The sequence below is a fragment of the Streptomyces sp. NBC_01515 genome, assembly GCF_045040345.1.
Classification (GTDB): Bacteria; Actinomycetota; Actinomycetes; order Streptomycetales; family Streptomycetaceae; genus Streptomyces.
Map to the genome: position 1 here is coordinate 6,354,261 of NZ_CP109416.1, position 17,236 is coordinate 6,371,496.

Consider the following 17,236-nt stretch of genomic DNA (forward strand, 5'->3'; position numbering starts at 1 on the left):
CGTAGCGTGGAGTCCGTGAATGCAGGGGAAGTTGAGGTTCATGGGGTCCAAGCAACGGACGTACACACCTGAGTTCCGTGAGGGTGCTGTACGCATTGTGATCGAGACGGGCAGGCCGATCCCGGAGGTCGCCGAGGAGCTCGGCGTGCACTCCGGCACGCTGCACAGCTGGGTGTCGCGGTGGCGGCGCAACGGCTCGGCCTCCTCCGACCGGCCCGCGCCCGCTGCCTCTGGTGGCCGGTTGCGGGAAACCGAGCGCGCCGAGCTGGAGCAGCTGCGGCGGGAGATGAGCGAGAAGAACAAGCGGATACGCGAGCTGGAGATGGAACGTGATGTCTTCAAACGCTGCATGGCCTTGTGGGTGAAGTAGCTGCGGCGGACCCGGCCCAGGTGGCCGGGGTGATCAGCGACTGCAAGGCCGAGCAGGACATTCCGCACACCCTGACGTGCCGTGCGCTGGGTGTGAGCGAGTCCTGGTTCTACAAGTGGCGCAACCAGCCCGTCACCGCTCGCGAGGTGCGGCGCGGGAAGCTGGCCGACGCTATCCGGCAGATCTTCGATGAGTCGGGCGGCACGTATGGTTCCCCGAAGGTCTGGATCACGCTTGTGCGCCAGGGCTGGAGGGTGTCGGTGAACACCGTCGCCAAGCTCATGGCCGAACTCGATCTGGCCGGACGCAAGATCCGAAGGCGCCGGGGGCTGACCAGGCCGGGCAAGCGGCCCGCGTTCCCGGACTTCGTTCGCCGCGACTTCAGCGCCACCGCTCCCGACCAGGTGTGGGCTGGGGATATGACGGAGATCGTCACCAGCGAGGGCAAGCTGTACCTGGCCACCGTGATCGATCTGTTCTCGCGCCGTCTGCTCGGCTACGCGATGGGCGAGCGCCACGACGCGGAGCTGGTCGTCGCCTCCCTGCATATGGCCGCGGCCACCCGCGGCGGCGACGTCAGGGGCGTGATCTTCCACTCGGACCGCGGCAGCGAATACCAGTCCCGGCGCTTCAGGCACGCCTGCCGCCGGCTCGGCGTGACCCAGTCCATGGGCCGTGTCGGCTCGTGTTTCGACAATGCCGTCAGCGAGGCGTTCAACAGTGTGCTCAAGGTCGAGTACGTCCACCGGCGCACCTTCACCACCCGCACCGATGCGCGGCTGAAGATCGCCACCTGGATCACAGGCTTCTACAACACCCGTCGGCTACACAGCGTGTGCGGATACCGGAGCCCGATCGCCTACGAACGAGACCATCAGGCCGACCCCACCGTGGAGTTGGCCGCTTGAAAGATCTCCACGGCGCGAGGGGATTGACACATCGGCTTCCACGGCCAGTGGACGCTGATGCTCTCGCCAGTCCGTCCGCTACGGGTGTACGCCGGCATGAAGATCGCGCAGATCATGTTCTTCGTCTCCACCGGTGAAATCGACCCCTACCAAGGCAAGTACCAGGCCGCCACAGGTCCGCAGCCGTCGAGGTACTGGCGGGACGTCGCTCCGGTGAAGGCGGTCGCCTCGTGATCCTGACCCGCCCCGCGATCAGAGCCGCCCTTCAGGCTGGCGAGATCACGATCGAGCCGTACGATCCCGCCCGTCTCTCCCCGAACGCCTACGACTGGCGGCTCGGCGACACTCTTCGCGTCTGCGCCGGTGAACTGGACGCCGCCGCCCCCACCGCGTTCGTCGAACAGGTCATCCCCGCAACGGGCTTGGTGCTCAAGCCGGAGGTGCTTTACCTCGGTGTCACGCTGGAGAAGACCGGTTCGGAGACGTACGCGCAGATGCTCAACGGCGATCGGACCATCGGCACCCTCGGCATCTGGGTCCATGTCTCCGCCCCGCTCGGCCATCAAGGCCACGCCATTCGCTGGACGTTGGAGATCCGCGCCGCCAAGCCCGTCCGGGTCTATCCGGGGATGACCTTCGGCAAGCTCGTCTTCCTCACCGCCTTCGGCACGCCGACCAGCTACCAGCAGCAGCTTTCCAAGTACGCGGATACGGACGGCATCGACATCTCCCGCCTCTACGAGGAGATCCCCGGAGGAGTCCTGTGAGTCCCCGCCCAGCCGCCGGGCCGCTGGCCGCCACCCTGCTGGACCTGCCCGCCGGAAGCCCGGGCGGCAGCGTCGAACTCTTCCTCGACCTCTACACCGGCGACCGCCCTCTGATCCCCGCACGCGCGTTCATGCTCGGCCCGTCCAACGCGAGGCGCCTTCTCCCCGCTGGGCTCGACCTGCTGCCCGTGGCCGGCAAGTGCCTGGAAGGCCCGGCCTTCGGCAGCTACGTCACAGCTCTACGCAGGGCCCTCACTGCCGCGATCGACCCAACCCAGATCGACGTACTGCACCTCCAGCACCTGACCTTCGGCGCTACCCCAGCCCTGATCAGAGCCCTGCCCTTGCATCCCCGCATCGCCCTGGTCCACGGCACCGACCTGATCTTCGCCGAGGCCCACCGCGATCAACTCCGCGTCCTGCGCGAGACCGCGAGAGCCGCAGACGCGATCGTCGTGCCGACGGTGGCAATGGCCGACCGATTGCTCAAGCTCGCCCCGCAGATCGACCGCAGGAAGATCACCCACATCCCCTGGGGCATCCCCGACCACCTGCTCACCGCTCCACCGACCCGACCAACCCGCGCTTCCACCAGCCACCTACGACTGCTGTACGCAGGACGGCTGACCGCCGAGAAGGGCGTGGCGGCCCTGATCAGGAGCCTGGCCCCTGTGCCAGGTGTCGAGCTGAGCATCGCCGCGCCCCGGGCCCAATTCCACGCCTTGGCCCCGCTGTTGCAACAGGCCGGCGTGAGGGCCCACTACCTCGGGTGGCTACGCCGTCCACAACTGTGGAAGGCGTTCGCCGAGCACGACGTACTGGTCATGCCGTCCACCACCCTGGAGGCCATGGGCTTGGTCGCGCTGGAGGCCCAAGCCTGTGGACTGCCAGTCCTCTACCAACCTGTACCGGGCCTGAGCGAGGCCCTCGCCGCGACTGGCGTAGCCACCGATTTCACCAAGTCGGCCGCCCTCGCCCGCGATCTGGATCGGCTTCGAACCTCTCCCGGTCTGCTCTCCGCGCTGCGGCAGGCGGGCTACGTGAACGCCACCCGATACCCGCTCTCGGCTACCGCGCAAGCCCTCACCGACCTCGGCCACCAACTCTCCTGAGGAGGTTCAGAAACCGGTGTCGGCGTCGTCTGAACGGTGACCCTCTGACGGCGGATCAAAACTGACTCACTTCGTGGCATCCATACCAACCTGATCTTGATTGGAGATCGGGAGGAGAGGGTGATCCAAGTGGAGGACTGGGCAGAGATCCGCAGGCTGCACCGGGCCGAGGAGATGCCGATCAGGGCGATCGCAAGGCATCTGGGCATCTCGAAGAACACGGTGAAACGGGCGCTGGCCACGGACCGGCCGCCGGTGTACTCCCGGCCGCTGAAGGGCTCGGCGGTCGACGCGGTCGAACCGCAGATCCGTGAGCTGCTGAAACAGACCCCGACGATGCCGGCGACGGTGATCGCGGAGCGGATCGGCTGGGACCGCGGGATGACGATTCTCAAGGACCGCGTCCGCGAGCTGCGGCCCGCCTACCTCCCTGTGGATCCGGTCTCGCGCACGACGTATCAGCCCGGCGAACTGGCTCAGTGCGACCTGTGGTTCCCGCCGGTGGACATCCCGCTCGGCTATGGCCAGTCCGGGCGGCCACCGGTGCTGGTGATGGTCTCGGGCTACTCGAGGATCATCGCTGCACGGATGCTGCCGAGCCGGATGACAGGCGATCTGATCGACGGTCACTGGCAGCTGCTGACCGGCTGGAATGCGGTGCCGAAAATGCTGGTCTGGGACAACGAGGCCGGTATCGGCCAGGGCAGGGTCACCGTCGACTTCGCCGCCTTCGCCGGACTCCTCGCGGTCAAGATCTTCCTCTGCCGGCCCCGTGATCCAGAAGCGAAGGGGCTGGTCGAGAGGGCCAATGGCTACCTCGAGACGAGCTTTCTGCCCGGCCGCACCTTCAGCGGACCCGGCGACTTCAACACCCAGCTCGAACAGTGGCTGCACGTCGCCAACCGGCGCATCCACCGCACCCTGGACACCCGTCCCATCGAGCGGTGGGAGGCCGACCGGGCCGGCATGCTCGCCCTCCCGCCCGTCGATCCGCCCCGCTGGTCGCGCTTCTTCACCCGCATCGGACGCGACCACTACATCCGCGTCGACACCTGCGACTACTCCGTGCACCCCCTGGCGATCGGCAAGAAAGTCCAGGTCACCACCAGCATCGAGGAGGTCATCGCCATCCTCACTCCCGGCGGGGCCGTCGTGGCCCGCCATGCCCGCTGCTGGGCCAAGCACCAGACCATCACCGATCCCGATCACGCCCGCACCGCCGCTGCCCTGCGCGGTGAGTACCGCCACCACACCGCGGCCCAGGCGGCCCGACTCCGCGCCACGGCCGCCGCCGACCGCCTGGTCGACGTCGAGCAACGCGAACTGACCGACTACGACCGGGTGTTCACCCTCATCGAGGGCGACGCCGGCCGCGACGAGACCGGGGACGGGGTGTCCTGAATGGCCCGCACCGCCATCAAACCGGTCACTACGAAGACGGGCAGCGGCCGGACCGGCGAGCAGACCGCGTCCGACCTGGCCTTCTACTCCCGCGCGATGAAGGCCCCGGCCCTGCTGGACGCCGCCGAGCGCCTCGCCGAGCGGGCCCGCACCGAATCCTGGACCCACGCCGAGTTCCTGGTCGCCTGCCTGCAGCGCGAAGTCGCCGCCCGTGAGAGCCACGGCGGCGAGGCCCGCATCCGCGGCGCCCGTTTCCCCGCGATCAAGACGATCGAGGAACTCGACGTCACCCATCTGCGCGGCATAACGCGCCAACAGCTCGCGCATCTGGGCACGTTGGACTTCATCACCGGCAAGGAGAACGCCGTTTTTCTGGGACCGCCCGGGACCGGGAAGACACACCTGGCGATCGGACTCGCGGTCCGCGCCTGCCAGGCCGGCCACCGGGTCGCGTTCGCCACCGCCGCCGAATGGGTCGACCGCCTGGCCGCCGCCCACCACGCCGGACACCTCCAGGCCGAGCTCACCAAACTGTCCCGCTATCCGCTGATCGTCGTCGACGAGGTCGGCTACATCCCCTTCGAATCCGAGGCCGCGAACCTGTTCTTCCAGCTCATCTCGAACCGATACGAACGCGCGTCCGTGATCGTCACGAGCAACAAGCCCTTCGGACGCTGGGGAGAGGTCTTCGGCGACGAGACCGTGGCCGCCGCCATGATCGACCGCCTCGTCCACCACGCCGAGGTCCATTCCCTCAAAGGCGATTCCTACCGGATGCGCGGACGGCAACTCGGACGCGTCCCCACCGCCACAACAGAAACCGACTGAACACCACCAACCACAAGCCACACGGGTCACGATTCAACCGACCAGAGTGGGTCCGCGTTCAACCGCCGCCGACAACCGGGCCGTTCGGCACAGAAGATAACCGGCCTGCCATGAGGGCAGCTCAGCACGCCGTTCCTCCACTCGTCCCACCCGCGTCACTACGCTGACCGACGGGATGCCCACTGCGAACAGGGAGACCATGACGTACCGCACCGACCGCATCGAACAGCTCCTGAGCGAAGGCGTCCGCGACAAGGTCTACCCCGGCGCTGTATGGGCCGTCGGAGACGCCGCCGGAACTCATGTGCACGGCACCACAGGGGTCCTCGACCCCGAGCAACCGGACGTGCCGATGCGGCCCGACACCGTCTTCGACGCTGCCAGCCTCACCAAGATCCTCGCCGTGTGGTCCTCCATCGGCTCCCTCTGGGAAGAAGGCAAGCTCGACCTCGATTCTCCCCTGGGCACCATCTGGCCCGAGGTCGAAGGCCACGCGCTCGGATCGGTAACCGCCCGCCAGTTGCTGACTCACACGGCCGGCGTTCCCCTGCGGGCCCAGCTCAAAAACCTCTACGGCACCGACCCGCAGGACATCCGCGACGGCGTACTGAGGGAAGCACTGCACCGCCAGCCCGGAGAGGCCGTCGAGTACACCGACCGTGCCGCCCTCATCCTCGGCTACCTCGCCGAACATCTCTCGGGCCAGCGCCTTGACCAACTCGCCACGGAGCGGATCTGGCAGCCGCTCGGTATGAACACCACCCGGTTCGGGCCGCTGCCCTCGGAGATCGCCGCGCGGTGCGCACCAACAGAACTCGACGAGGACACCGGCACTCACCTCAAGGGCGTCGCCCACGACTTCTCCGCACGACTCCTGGGCGGCGTGTGCGGCATCGCCGGCGCCTTCACCGTCCTCGACGACCTCGCCGCTTTCCTGCAGTACATGCTGGGCGGCACTTCCGCATCTGAGCAGGCCGACTTCGGGTTGGCCTGGGTGACTGAGTCGCTGACGATTCAAACCGGTGAACTGGAGCCCGTACGTGGCCTGTTCTGGCACCCGGCTCCCGGTACCGAGCCGACCCAGGATGTCTGGGTGCACTACGGCTTCACCGGAACCGGCATGTGGATCTCACCCGCCCAGGGGCGCTGGGCCGCACTGCTGACCAACAAGCTCTACTACACCCGCGACCGGCAGCCTCTCACCGAGATCCGCAACACATTCCGCTCACTCGCCTTCGCTTAAACGATGTGCTGCAAGGATCGGACCCTGTCAGCAGCTACGACAAGTCAAGTCCAAGCTCAGCAGCATATTCCTCCGAAGGTGCTTAGGTTGAAGGCCAGATTTCTCCTTGCTGACCACCTGGCGACTTTGCTTCGTCGATCCAGCCGTCAAGGAGAATCAGCCGCTCGTTAAGCGTGTCCACCGTTGCCTGCTCAATGTTGCCCTCCCTGAATTCGCTATGCAGACGAAGGTGAATATTCCGGTGAGGCTGCCGAGTCAGGACGGCCAGGTGTCCAACTTTACGGTTCACCACAGCCCTCAGCTCTTTCTTGCGTTCGGCGAGCGTTTGCTCCTTAACAACAGGCCAGGGCCTACCATCGCCGATTTGGTTACCTGCCAAACGCATGAGACGGACGATGGCAGAAGGTTCAGCACTGGCAGGAAGCCCGGCTTCCCGGCCTAGACGCCGCGCGTTCAGAAGGATTCCTTCACCAAATGCCTCACCACTATTGATGGTGTACGGATGCACGGACTGTGAAGAGCCAATCACCTCAAGTCGGCGCGGCAATACAGGAGGCAGATTTTCGCTGGCAGCCGCAGATTCTCCTACGGCCTGGCGAGTTCTAACCCTGTCCTCCTCATCGCGTAGCACGTGTTGCACAGTCAGTTCAATCCGTGCGGCCGGGTCAAGAAGCGGCTGGATTGTGGGAATGAATACACGTGCGCATAGCTCATCGTCATCACCACGTCGACGGATGCACCGGCCGACGACCTGACGGAAGAACAGCTCTGTTCGAGTGCGGGTCGCGTACACGATCACGCCCAATCGCGGGATATCGACACCCTCAGCAACCATCTGCACTGCAACGATCCAGCGGGAGGAGTTGGATGCGAACTCGAAAATTCTTTTGGATGCACTGCGGGCATCCGAGATAACGACTGTGGCTGATTCGCCGGTAATTTCCTGGAGGATCTCGGCATACGCGCGGGCATGCTGACGATTACTCGCCAGAACCAGACCGCCAATGTCAGGGGTGTCTTGCCGAATCAGTGACAGCTCATCGTTGGCCCGACGCAGAACCGACGGAATCCAATCCTTGCCGGGGTCAAGCGCTGCAGACAGGGCATGAGAGATAGTCCTGGGATCAGTCTCGGAGAGCTTCCTCGACACTGCATGTTCGGACGCGAGACGCCACCTGGCTTCACCGTCCAAGGCCGGAAAGACCACCGGGCGAACCACTTCTTGGTCCTGCAGAGCCATACCATAGTCATAGTTGATATCAGGAATTACACGTCGCTCCTCGTCATAGCGCAGAAATGGGATGGGTTTTGCGTCAGTTCGGAAGGGAGTGCCGGACAACATGAGTCGCCGGTGCACGCCACTGAATGCCGTAAAAAGTGCCGGACCCCAAGCTAGGTGTTCAGAGTCTCCAGCATGGTGCACCTCGTCCAGAATGACCAGGCATGGACGACTCGGCTGGCTGGACATTCCATTCCAGACACCTGGATCGGCTGCGACAGACTGGTAGGTCGTAACCACGCCGTCGTAGTCCGGTGCTGTTCTCTTCTTCGCGTTGGTGAAGGCGGGATTGAGTTTAATTCCCTGGCGGGCGGCGGCTTTAGCCCACTGCCCTTTCAAGTGATCGGTTGGAACAACGACGGTAATCCAACCAATCTCACCCCGATCCATCATGGCCTGCGCCGCGAGCAGGGCAAACGCGGTCTTGCCTGCCCCTGGAGTGGCCACTACCAGAAAGTCTCGGCTCACCCCCAAGAACCGCCGTAGTCCGTCATCTTGCCATTGCCGCAAACGCATATGCCTGAACCTTCCGTGGTGTCCGTGCCTCTGCTGCTGAAAGGGCATCACGGCAAGCCAGGGTTACCAACACGGCAAGGATCACTGTGGAGGCTGCGAGCAGGGTTGGTTGCCGGATAACGACGGGGCCACCGCAGCAGTGCCGTGGAGGTCTAAGCATTGCATCGTGCTGATGACGAGAACCCGTTTGGCGGGGATGCAGGTGGGGGGTACGACAGCACTAGCGGGGCGCGTGAGTCAGACGATGCGCCGGCACGGTGTAGGGAACGCGTGGACGCTAACGAGGTGACGAGCGCACTCGACTTTCTGGCATCACCGCGTCTCGCGGTCGTGGAGAGGCCAAGCCGCGGATACCGAGCAATCGCATCCGCTCACACCGCCCTTCAGTGACTGGAAGGGTTGGGATGCCAGTGGCTCCTCCTGGCTTCCGCGCCGTAGTAGCGCTACGCCACCGGAGACGCTGGTACCGCTCTTGATGCGCCTGCCTGAAATTCTCCGCTTCCGCGGTGTCGCAGCGGAGCCGTCTGGACAAGTCGCCTCGCCTGTCCGACCGAACTGCCATGCTTCCTGGATGGCCAGTAGGAACAAAGGACGGCGAGGGAGGCCCGCCGTACCGGTGCGACGAGGCGATCCGGTCAGTGGACCCGCTGAATCCCTGTGGACGAAGACGCGTTCGGGGGCACGAGCCGGTCGTGGGTTCCACTACCAGGATGCCGTCGGAGCATGGCTGTGCGGCCGGGTTCTGTCCGGTCGGCTCGCCATTGATCGCATTGTCCCGGAGGGGTTTGAAGACCTCTCTTGCGAGGGCCCGATCTCCTGGCATGTCCAAGTAAAATCACGTCAGGAACGGGTCGGTGATTTCACCGCTGCCGATGTCGCTGGGCACCTCGTCGCCATGGCGAAGGCGCACGCCGAGCGGGCAGCGGCGGGAGTGACCGATCGCGCGATCCTCGTTCTCGAACGGCCAGTGGCGGGAGAGCTGTTCACCCACTGGGATCGTCCGTTGAGCGTTCTCCCAACAGGCCATCCCGTGCTGCGGGAGTTCGCCACGAAGGCTGCGCACGCCGGTCTGAACAGGGACGAGATCGACGCCTGGTGCGAGGGGGTCGGCCTGTACGTGCTGCCATGGGGCGCCGCGGCAGAGGAAACCCGGGCCGCGGTGGTACAGCGCTTCGGGCTGCTTCCTGCTGCCGCTCAACCTGTTGTGCTGGCCCTGCGCGACGAAGTGGCAGGCCAAGCGGATGCCAACGCAGAGGCAAATCTGAGTGAGGCGACCGGGCTCACGCGAACGAGCATCCAGCGCATCGCTCAGGAGGTCGTGGAAACCATCGATCGCGAGTCACTGGAAGAAGCCCTGTCGTCAGGTGCCTGCGAGCCGGTGGATTTCGACCGACCGCTTCTGCCAACCGGCTTCTACGAAGGCATCGATGTGCAGCCCGGCCACATCGCAGCCGGCCTGCCCGCACCCAGGCAGGCTCTCACCGGCCAGGTGGTGACTGCGATCGACCGCGAAGAGAGCATCCTCATTGTCGGCCCGTCAGGAGTGGGCAAGTCGACTGTCATGTGGACGGCCGCCTACGTGACCAGGCATGTGCTCTGGTATCGGATCAGGCGTCTCCGAGATGGGGACATCGCCGCATTGGTGCGGCTGGCAAGAGCGTTGAAACCCTCGACACGCTCGCCGGTTGGATTCGTGGTGGACGGCATCGGGATCGGCTCGGCCGAGGCTTGGGACGCCCTTCAGCGAGAACTCGCCCCGATTCCCGGAGTGCTGCTGTTGGGTTCTGTCCGCAGTGAGGACTTGCTGCCCCTGCGGAGCCGGGCCAGGTGTACGCAGATCGCGGTGACACTTGACGAGGACGTCGCGAAGGAGATCCACACCGGGCTGACCGCGTCCGGCGCCACGACGGCACCGCACTGGCGGGAGGCATACGAGGCAGCCGACGGTCTGACTCTGGAGTTCACTCACCTCCTCACCAAAGGAAGGCGGCTCTCGGACGTTCTGTTGGAGCAGGTCGACCGGCGGGTAGTCGAAGGACGACAGACAGAACTCGACATTCTGGCCAGGATCTCGGTGGCCCATCGATGGGGCACCGATCTGCCAGTACGGGCGCTCCAGCGACAACTCGGCATTGACGACGTTGAACTCCGCACCGCGCTCTCGCGTCTGGTCCACGAGCACCTCGTTCACGAGCGTCTCGGGCATCTGTCCGGGCTCCACCAACTGCGCTCGGGCAGATTGGCGGATGCCGTACACGCGGTGCCGCCACCCGTACTCGACGAGACCGTCATCGCGGTCATGCGGATGCTGACGGACGAACAACTCCAGCCGTTCGTGGCCGGCGTCCTCACGGACTGCCCCGACCTCGATTCCGTCGTACTGGACCAGATTGTCGTTGAAGTTGGGCAAAGGCACGGAACAGCTGCGGTCACCGGTGTCCTCCAGGCGCTCCGGCTGGTCGATTTCACTCGTTGCGCCACCGACTGGAAGCAGATCCTCGACCGGCATCAGGTAGCGCTCGCACACCGTCGAACCCTTCTGCAGTTCGCGCTGCTCGACGGGGATCCACTGCCCGACCTGCAACCCGAGATCGCGGCGGCCACAGCCGAGATCCGCGCGTACCTTCCGCTGAGCTCGCCGCTGCGCGACACCCTGGTGGAACGGCTCGGGACGGCCCAGTTGGCCCACCTTCTCGCACAGGGCGCGGAACCGGCCGAGGCACAGAGGGTCCTGGCCGTCCTGACAGGGGCAGACCTGGATCTTACGATCTGGGCTCCGGCGCTCGCGGATTCTCCGTTCGGCCGACTGCTGACCGGTTCATCGATCGAGTTGCTGGGGGACCTTCTCACAGCGGCGCGAGTCGTGTCGTTGGATCTGGCGAACGGCCTGCTGGAACTCGTGGGCGGAGAGGAGGCTGTTCTGACGAGACTGAGAGCCCACTTTCCGTGGTTGTACGAGGTAGCCGTCGTAGAGCGGGAAGGTCGACAGGTTGCGTACGCCCGTCTTCTGCACGTGTCTGATCGGGCTCAGCCGGAGGCGGAACAAGCGATCCGGGCCTTCGGGCGGATCCTGCTGCGCTGCCTCCCTCACTGCGAGAGCGTGGACGTTCAGAGCCTTCTGCCCGGCGGCATCCCCCAGAACTTCGGTGACTTCACAGCTGGGATCAGCAGTCTGGAGCGTCAGTACGATCGCTCACCGACCCAGGTGGCATGGACTCGCGCGCAGAGCCTGATCGCCACCACGCTGGCCGGCACCACCGACCGGACCAGCAGGACCGCTGCGGCAAGCGCCCTGCTCCCCGAGTTGTACAAGTACTTGATTGATTTGACCCGAGTCTGGCTCACCGGACGCAGCCACTCCCGGGACGCTGCCAGGCTTCAGACGATGCAGGCTCTACTGCACACGCAAGCCACGGCGCTGACACTGCCCACTGACGGTATCAACCTGTCCTCGTTGCCTGCCGACGATGCGGTCCCGGGTGGCAGGACGGACCACTTGCAACTGCTCGCAAGCGGAATCGCGGACAACCTGACGGGAAGGATCGTCCGTCCCGAGGAGTACCGATCACTCGCCGGGTATGCCCGAGACACGCTGAGGAAAAGCGCGTTGGCCGTACGGGACGAGGAGCAATGGCACCTAGTCGACCAGGAACCGCCAGTTGTCCTGGACCAGTTGGCGAAGGCTCTCACCGACCTTCATGCCGTTCTCGCGGAGCTTACGTGGGGCACCCTCGGCCTACAGGCCATCAGGACTGCGGCACGATCAGGGCCGTCCGGCCTCGCTCTTGCCCGTGCGGCGGACGTTGCCCGCACCGCCGCTGACGCCCGAGCGCCCGCCGCACAGCAACAGCTCCAAGCCGACGCCGAGGCCGCGGGACTCTCCGTTCAGCTCTTCACCCGCCCTCCCGCCGATCCGAACGCGATGGAATGGCCAGCTGTTGAGTCGGCGGTGGGCGTGTACCTCGATGACGTCATCGGATGGTCAGCGGCGGTGGACGAACTGAGCGCCTTGATGTGCCACGATTATGTGTCGCAGGGCTACCGGGGACCCGTCCTCCTCATGCCACTCGTCGACGGCAGACCGGTCCGCCTCCTGACCCGACAGCTCCAGACCACGTTGTGGCTGGGAGTCGACCTCTTCGACACCTGGAGTGCAGCCCTCCCTGAGGCCCACCCGACCCCGCTCACCAATGCGGTCATCGACGCCCATCAGGCTCTTCAATGCCTCTCTGGTCTGGCGCACCTGGCGACCTTGCGGGATATCGCTCCACTGCACCAGAGCGTCGCCGACGAAGCCGCGACGCGATGCCAGGAGGCACATCGCGTCATCACGGAACTCCGTCCAGGAGACCCGGTCATCAGAGAGATCGTGGACTTCCTCGGCTCCCTGGCTCTCCGGGTGCAGAGCGAAATCGACACGGGCACAGCGGTCCGAGACCCGGGCGTACCGAATCTCGCCGTCGCCATTGCTGAAGGCGCCACTGGCCAACCGACCGACGACTTCCAGGAGATGGAATTCCTGATCATGGTCGCCCTGCAGTGGGACCTCTCCCCCGAACGCGCGGCACAGCTCCTGGCCACAGCCGATGACTGAGGCACTGGTGTCGGGCGACGAGAACACCCACCGTGCTCTGCTGCGGATTCCGACCTTCAACGAGGTGAGGCAGTGAACAGCCCGGTACGGACGAACCAATACGCGGGCCGCTGTGCCCGGTGCGGCGCAGACGTCGCGGCAGAGGCCGGGGTGCTGCTCCGAAGCGTGTGGGGTGGCTGGGTGACCTATCACCCGGCTCACGCCCCGACACCCGATCCGGACGGCACCACGTCTGACACGTCCGCGATGCGCCCCAATCAGCGAGACGGGGAGTGCGAGACCTGCGGCTCGGTCGTTCTGGCTGGGCTGGGGGTGCTCGTGAACACTGGCTTCGGTGGATGGGACGTCTATCACCGTGAGCACGTTCGTGAGCCTGCTCCACCACCACGCCGGCACCATCCGGGCTGGCACCGACGCCGCCTCATGGCCCTGGACATCGCAACCACCGGCAATCGTTACGGTGTCGACCGCATTCTCGGGGCGGCGGTACGGACCACTGACGGAACGAATCGGTTCTGGCTCATCGATCCTGGTCCCGGCCCGCTGTCCGTCACGCCTCGCAAGAATCACGGCATTTCAGTGGAGCGTGCCCGTGCCCACGGAACGCCTGCCACCGAGGCTCTGGAGGAATTGACGACCGTGCTTGTGGGGCAGTTGGCAACCAAGGAACCGATGGTGGTCTGGTACGCCCAATTCGTGCTGACCACGTTGGAGAGTGAACTGCTCCGGCACGGACTCACACCGCTGTCCGATCGCTTGGCCAACGGCATGTCACCGATCTGCGACCCACTCGTTCTGGACCGGCACGCCGAGCCCTTCCGCTCCGGCGGACGCGCCCTGGAAACGGTCGCCGAGTGGTATGGCATCCCGCATGAACGCCCCGGTGATCCCTCCTGCGACGCCGAGACAATGCTCGTCCTCGCGCAGGTCATCGCGGCCTGCCACCCCGCCGTAGGCCGCTTGTCCCGTCCCGCGCTGCACCGGGAACAGGTCCGTTGGTACGAGCAGTACGTGCAGGAGGCTGAGGCTCGGCGTCCCAACAGGGACAGGGATCGTTGGTGGCCCCTGGAGACGGTCCAGGCGCTGGACTGGAAGGAGCACGAACTCGTCTGACGAACGCCATCAGTGACCGCACCCTTGTGACGGCACACGCTGTCACCGGCCCTGCGGTGAGCACACGGCGCCCGATAGTGCGCCCGGAGAAAACGCTGCACAGCGTCGCCCCTCCCCGTGAGCTGGTGTATTACTCCGACGACTCGCAACTCCCTCGGTCGTACTGATCCTTTTGATGACGACCTGCTGTGGCAACGCGGCTCGGCACGCCGTTGTCGGCTCCGATCGGTCCGCCCCTACGTCAGCGCACGTGTGTGGCCCGGCACCTCAGCACAAGGCCACGCACAAGGCTCGTCTCATCAGGTAAAGAACTTGCGAGTGGCCGACCCGCTTCTTCCGTTTTAGCGTGAAATGGACCTATGTGATGGCAGGGGTGATGTCAGTGCCGTGGGGAAGAATCCTTGGTGGGGAGGGAAACTCATGACTGACGATGGCAATGCCTTTGGCCAGCACATACCTGCTCCGAGTGGCTGCCGTTGGTGTGGGCTTGAGGCTCGGGGGCATGCCCAGCGGTGGAAGCCGCCGGTGGGCTGGCACAAGTGGGAACCGCCGACGCCGGAGCAGCGCAAGGAGCGCATGCTTGCGAGACGAAGGCAGGCTGGCGGCACTGGTCCAGCCAGGCCGCGCCGGAGCGCCTTTACCCTGCGGCCAGCTTTCTGAGCTGACTGAAGATTTCCCGCAACTGTGCGGGCACCTGATCAGGGCTGGTGAGCGTGCTCACCAGCCCGAACATCATGTCGGGCTTACCGCTGGGCCCATCCGGACTGCCGTCCCGGAGCATGTTCAGCACTTCCTTGCTGAATTTCTTACCGGGGCGCTGAGCAGCGAAGTCGGCTGCCGTCCATGGTTCATCCTTCGGCCAGAGATCGTTGGCGGCCGCAGCCCACAGGTCATCGGAGAACAACTCCTCCAACTCATTGAAGGAGTCCGGTTCCCCTACGAAGCGGACCACGTCGTTGAAAGCGCTACCGAAGAACTGCTGAAGGCGGGCTTCTTTGAACAGTCCTTTGGGCAGAGAACGGCTGTCGGCGTCGACCATGAGCATCACGGTTCGACCGTGCTCGACCAGGTAGTGGGCTAGGTGCAACGCACCCTCGTTGTTGAAGCATGCCCACAAGGCGATGCCGGCCGACTGCAATGACTGCCCCTCGGACAGCCGGAACAGTGTAGGGATCACACGCTGCTCGGTGTCGCCTTCGACAGCCAGGAAGCAGCGCTCGTGCAGGAGAACGGAGTTGCGCAGACCGACCGCAGCAGCGATCCGCCCCAGGTGACCGTCGATCTCGTCGTGGGCGTCGGACCCCAACCGCTCCATGAGGGTCCGGCCGTTCTCCAGCCGCAGATGCACGACGTCGGCGATGTCGACATCGTCGATCAAGTTCATGGAATGGGTGGCGACGATGACATTTACATGGGGCAGCGCACTCTGGTCACGGATGAGCTGCATGATCTTGCGTTGGTAGCCGTAGTCGAGATGTGTGTCCGGCTCGTCGTAGATCACGATCGTTTGCACCGGCGGTGGAGCATCCTCGACAGCCTCAGGCTCGACGGCGGGGTCAACCTCGCCGAGTTCCTCGCTCTTGAGTAGTCGGCTGGTCCACTCCCAGATCGCCAGGGAGATACGGCGTGCACTGCCCAGCCCGGATCGCTCCAGACCGACGGCCTCGCCCTTTGTACGGGCGATTCGCAGCGGTGCGCCCCGAAGGCCATGTGAGAAGGAGACCTCGGGCTCGACGTACACGTCGGTGAGATCGTCGCAGCGGCTCTGGATATGCGCGCACAGAGATTGGGCGTCGTCCTGAAGGCGCTGCCTGATCCCGTCCTCGATCTGCTGCAGGCGTCCTTGAAGCGTGGGATCTGCCATGTGAGCCTGGTAGCGGCCCATCAACGCCGTCCTCACAGACCCGTCAGGATCAGCCGACTTGCCGTCGAACGGCATAAGCCGGGGCAGACGACGTTCCATCTCCTTCGGTGCCAGTACCCATCCGGACGTGGACGCGTGTGCCGTGCCGTAAGCGCGCAGGGCGGGTTCGATGTCGACGCGCTTGATGGACGTCAACTCAGGGAGCAGTTCCTTGGCCAGTCCTCGCACCTCGGCGACGGTCAACTGGGAAGGGTCACGCAACCGTTCGTCATCAGCAAGCGGCGCCCAGCACTCCAGCACCGGCGTTTCGCCAGCCGTGGCCCGCCGACGTACGCGCAACTCCTCCACAGGCAGCCCGAACGCCTCCTGCTCCCAAGGATCGAGGGTGAACAGTCCCTCCACCCAGGTGGTTGAGCACCTTGAGAGAGAGGTCAAGCCGTCGGCTGCCTCGACAGACGAACCGAGTTCGTACATACGGTCATGCTCGGCCAACTGCTCGGCACCCACGAGGAAGGCCAGCGCGGCGAGCACTGCGGTCTTACCGCCGTCGTTCTGCCCGGCGAGGATGGTAGGCGTACTGACGGGGATGTCGCGGACATCCTTGAGGGACCGGAATCCACACGCAGTGAAGCTGTGCAGGTACACCGTTCTCTGCCGCTCCGTTCCCTCACGCCTGGGCGGCAGCATTCCGACCAGCGCCTGGCCCCAGACATTGACCTGGGCATCAGGCACCCCAGGCGCATCATCTTATGTCTTACGAGGATGGCTAGTTGATGCCGTGAACGCATCTGACCGAATCAAACCGATCGCGATTGAGTCTGCTCGATTCGTATCCGGCAGCCCCGATGGACGGATGTCTCCGAGGGTTCCAAGAGGTCGAGCAAACCGCCACGTCCTCCGGTGTGCGTGAGCGATGCGTGAGCGGACGGTGCGGCAGGAGCTGTCCTGACGTGGACCGGCCCCCATGGCGAAGCTGTCCTGACCTGGTGGTTTCGCACACGGAAGAACCGTCCAGCAGCATCCAGCAAGATCCTGCCCGGACTTGTAATGCGTAGGTCGTCGGTTCGAATCCGACAGGGGGCTCCTTGAAAAACCCCGGGTCAGGCCTCTGACCTGGGGTTTCTTGTTTTCGGGTGGCCTTGGGATGCGGGCTGATCGGGCGCCTGTGGGCTACGCGTCGCAATGCGTAGGGCCGAGGTCGACTGCCAGTGGGCGGGTCGGCTCGTAGGGCTGTGACCTGG

At 65.0% G+C, this 17,236-nt stretch carries 11 protein-coding genes and 1 pseudogene; 10 read left to right on the forward strand and 2 right to left on the reverse strand.

Annotated elements, in window-relative coordinates; genetic code table 11:
• The first annotated feature begins 97 nt into the window (after positions 1 to 97).
• The 8 genes and pseudogenes from OG407_RS28690 (at position 98) to OG407_RS28725 (ending at position 6,629) form a co-directional block, all read left to right on the forward strand.
• Positions 98 to 370, forward strand: a complete 273-nt coding sequence (locus tag OG407_RS28690) for a transposase (protein WP_405862386.1) — start codon at positions 98 to 100, stop codon at positions 368 to 370.
• Positions 371 to 390: 20 nt separating this feature from the next.
• Positions 391 to 1,278 carry an IS3 family transposase gene (locus tag OG407_RS28695; protein ID WP_329351876.1) on the forward strand — a complete coding sequence of 296 codons (888 nt, stop codon included), beginning with the start codon at positions 391 to 393 and terminating at the stop codon, positions 1,276 to 1,278.
• A gap of 30 nt (positions 1,279 to 1,308) precedes the next feature.
• Positions 1,309 to 1,512: pseudogene (locus OG407_RS28700) on the forward strand (dCTP deaminase domain-containing protein); the annotation flags it as partial.
• A complete protein-coding gene (locus OG407_RS28705) occupies positions 1,509 to 2,045 on the forward strand; it encodes a dCTP deaminase domain-containing protein (protein WP_405862389.1) in 537 nt (178 codons plus the stop codon). The pseudogene OG407_RS28700 and the gene OG407_RS28705, both read left to right, overlap by 4 nt.
• Positions 2,042 to 3,157 (forward strand): glycosyltransferase family 4 protein, encoded by a 1,116-nt coding sequence (locus tag OG407_RS28710; RefSeq protein ID WP_405862391.1) that lies wholly within the window; start codon positions 2,042 to 2,044, stop codon positions 3,155 to 3,157. Before OG407_RS28705 ends, OG407_RS28710 begins: the two co-directional genes overlap by 4 nt.
• Positions 3,158 to 3,277: 120 nt before the next feature.
• Positions 3,278 to 4,558: an IS21 family transposase gene (istA, locus tag OG407_RS28715; RefSeq protein WP_405856857.1), complete on the forward strand. Its 1,281-nt coding sequence runs from the start codon at positions 3,278 to 3,280 to the stop codon at positions 4,556 to 4,558.
• Positions 4,559 to 5,386, forward strand: coding sequence for an IS21-like element helper ATPase IstB (gene istB, locus OG407_RS28720; protein WP_405856855.1), 828 nt, complete (start codon positions 4,559 to 4,561; stop codon positions 5,384 to 5,386).
• 199 nt (positions 5,387 to 5,585) lie between these two features.
• On the forward strand, positions 5,586 to 6,629 hold the full coding sequence (locus tag OG407_RS28725; protein WP_405868651.1) for a serine hydrolase domain-containing protein: 1,044 nt from the start codon (positions 5,586 to 5,588) through the stop codon (positions 6,627 to 6,629).
• Between the two features lie 82 nt (positions 6,630 to 6,711).
• Here OG407_RS28725 and OG407_RS28730 read toward each other — a convergent pair whose 3' ends face one another.
• On the reverse strand, positions 6,712 to 8,472 hold the full coding sequence (locus OG407_RS28730; RefSeq protein WP_405862393.1) for a DEAD/DEAH box helicase: 1,761 nt from the start codon (positions 8,470 to 8,472) through the stop codon (positions 6,712 to 6,714).
• An 847-nt stretch (positions 8,473 to 9,319) separates the two neighbouring features.
• Between OG407_RS28730 and OG407_RS28735 the strand changes: the two genes are divergently transcribed.
• Positions 9,320 to 13,018, forward strand: coding sequence for a hypothetical protein (locus tag OG407_RS28735; protein ID WP_405862395.1), 3,699 nt, complete (start codon positions 9,320 to 9,322; stop codon positions 13,016 to 13,018).
• Between the two features lie 72 nt (positions 13,019 to 13,090).
• Positions 13,091 to 14,131 carry a hypothetical protein gene (locus OG407_RS28740; RefSeq protein ID WP_405862397.1) on the forward strand — a complete coding sequence of 347 codons (1,041 nt, stop codon included), beginning with the start codon at positions 13,091 to 13,093 and terminating at the stop codon, positions 14,129 to 14,131.
• Positions 14,132 to 14,768: 637 nt separating this feature from the next.
• On the opposite strand, the gene OG407_RS28745 is transcribed toward OG407_RS28740, so the two are convergent.
• Positions 14,769 to 16,640: an ATP-dependent nuclease gene (locus OG407_RS28745; RefSeq protein WP_405868653.1), complete on the reverse strand. Its 1,872-nt coding sequence runs from the start codon at positions 16,638 to 16,640 to the stop codon at positions 14,769 to 14,771.
• Positions 16,641 to 17,236 lie beyond the last annotated feature (596 nt).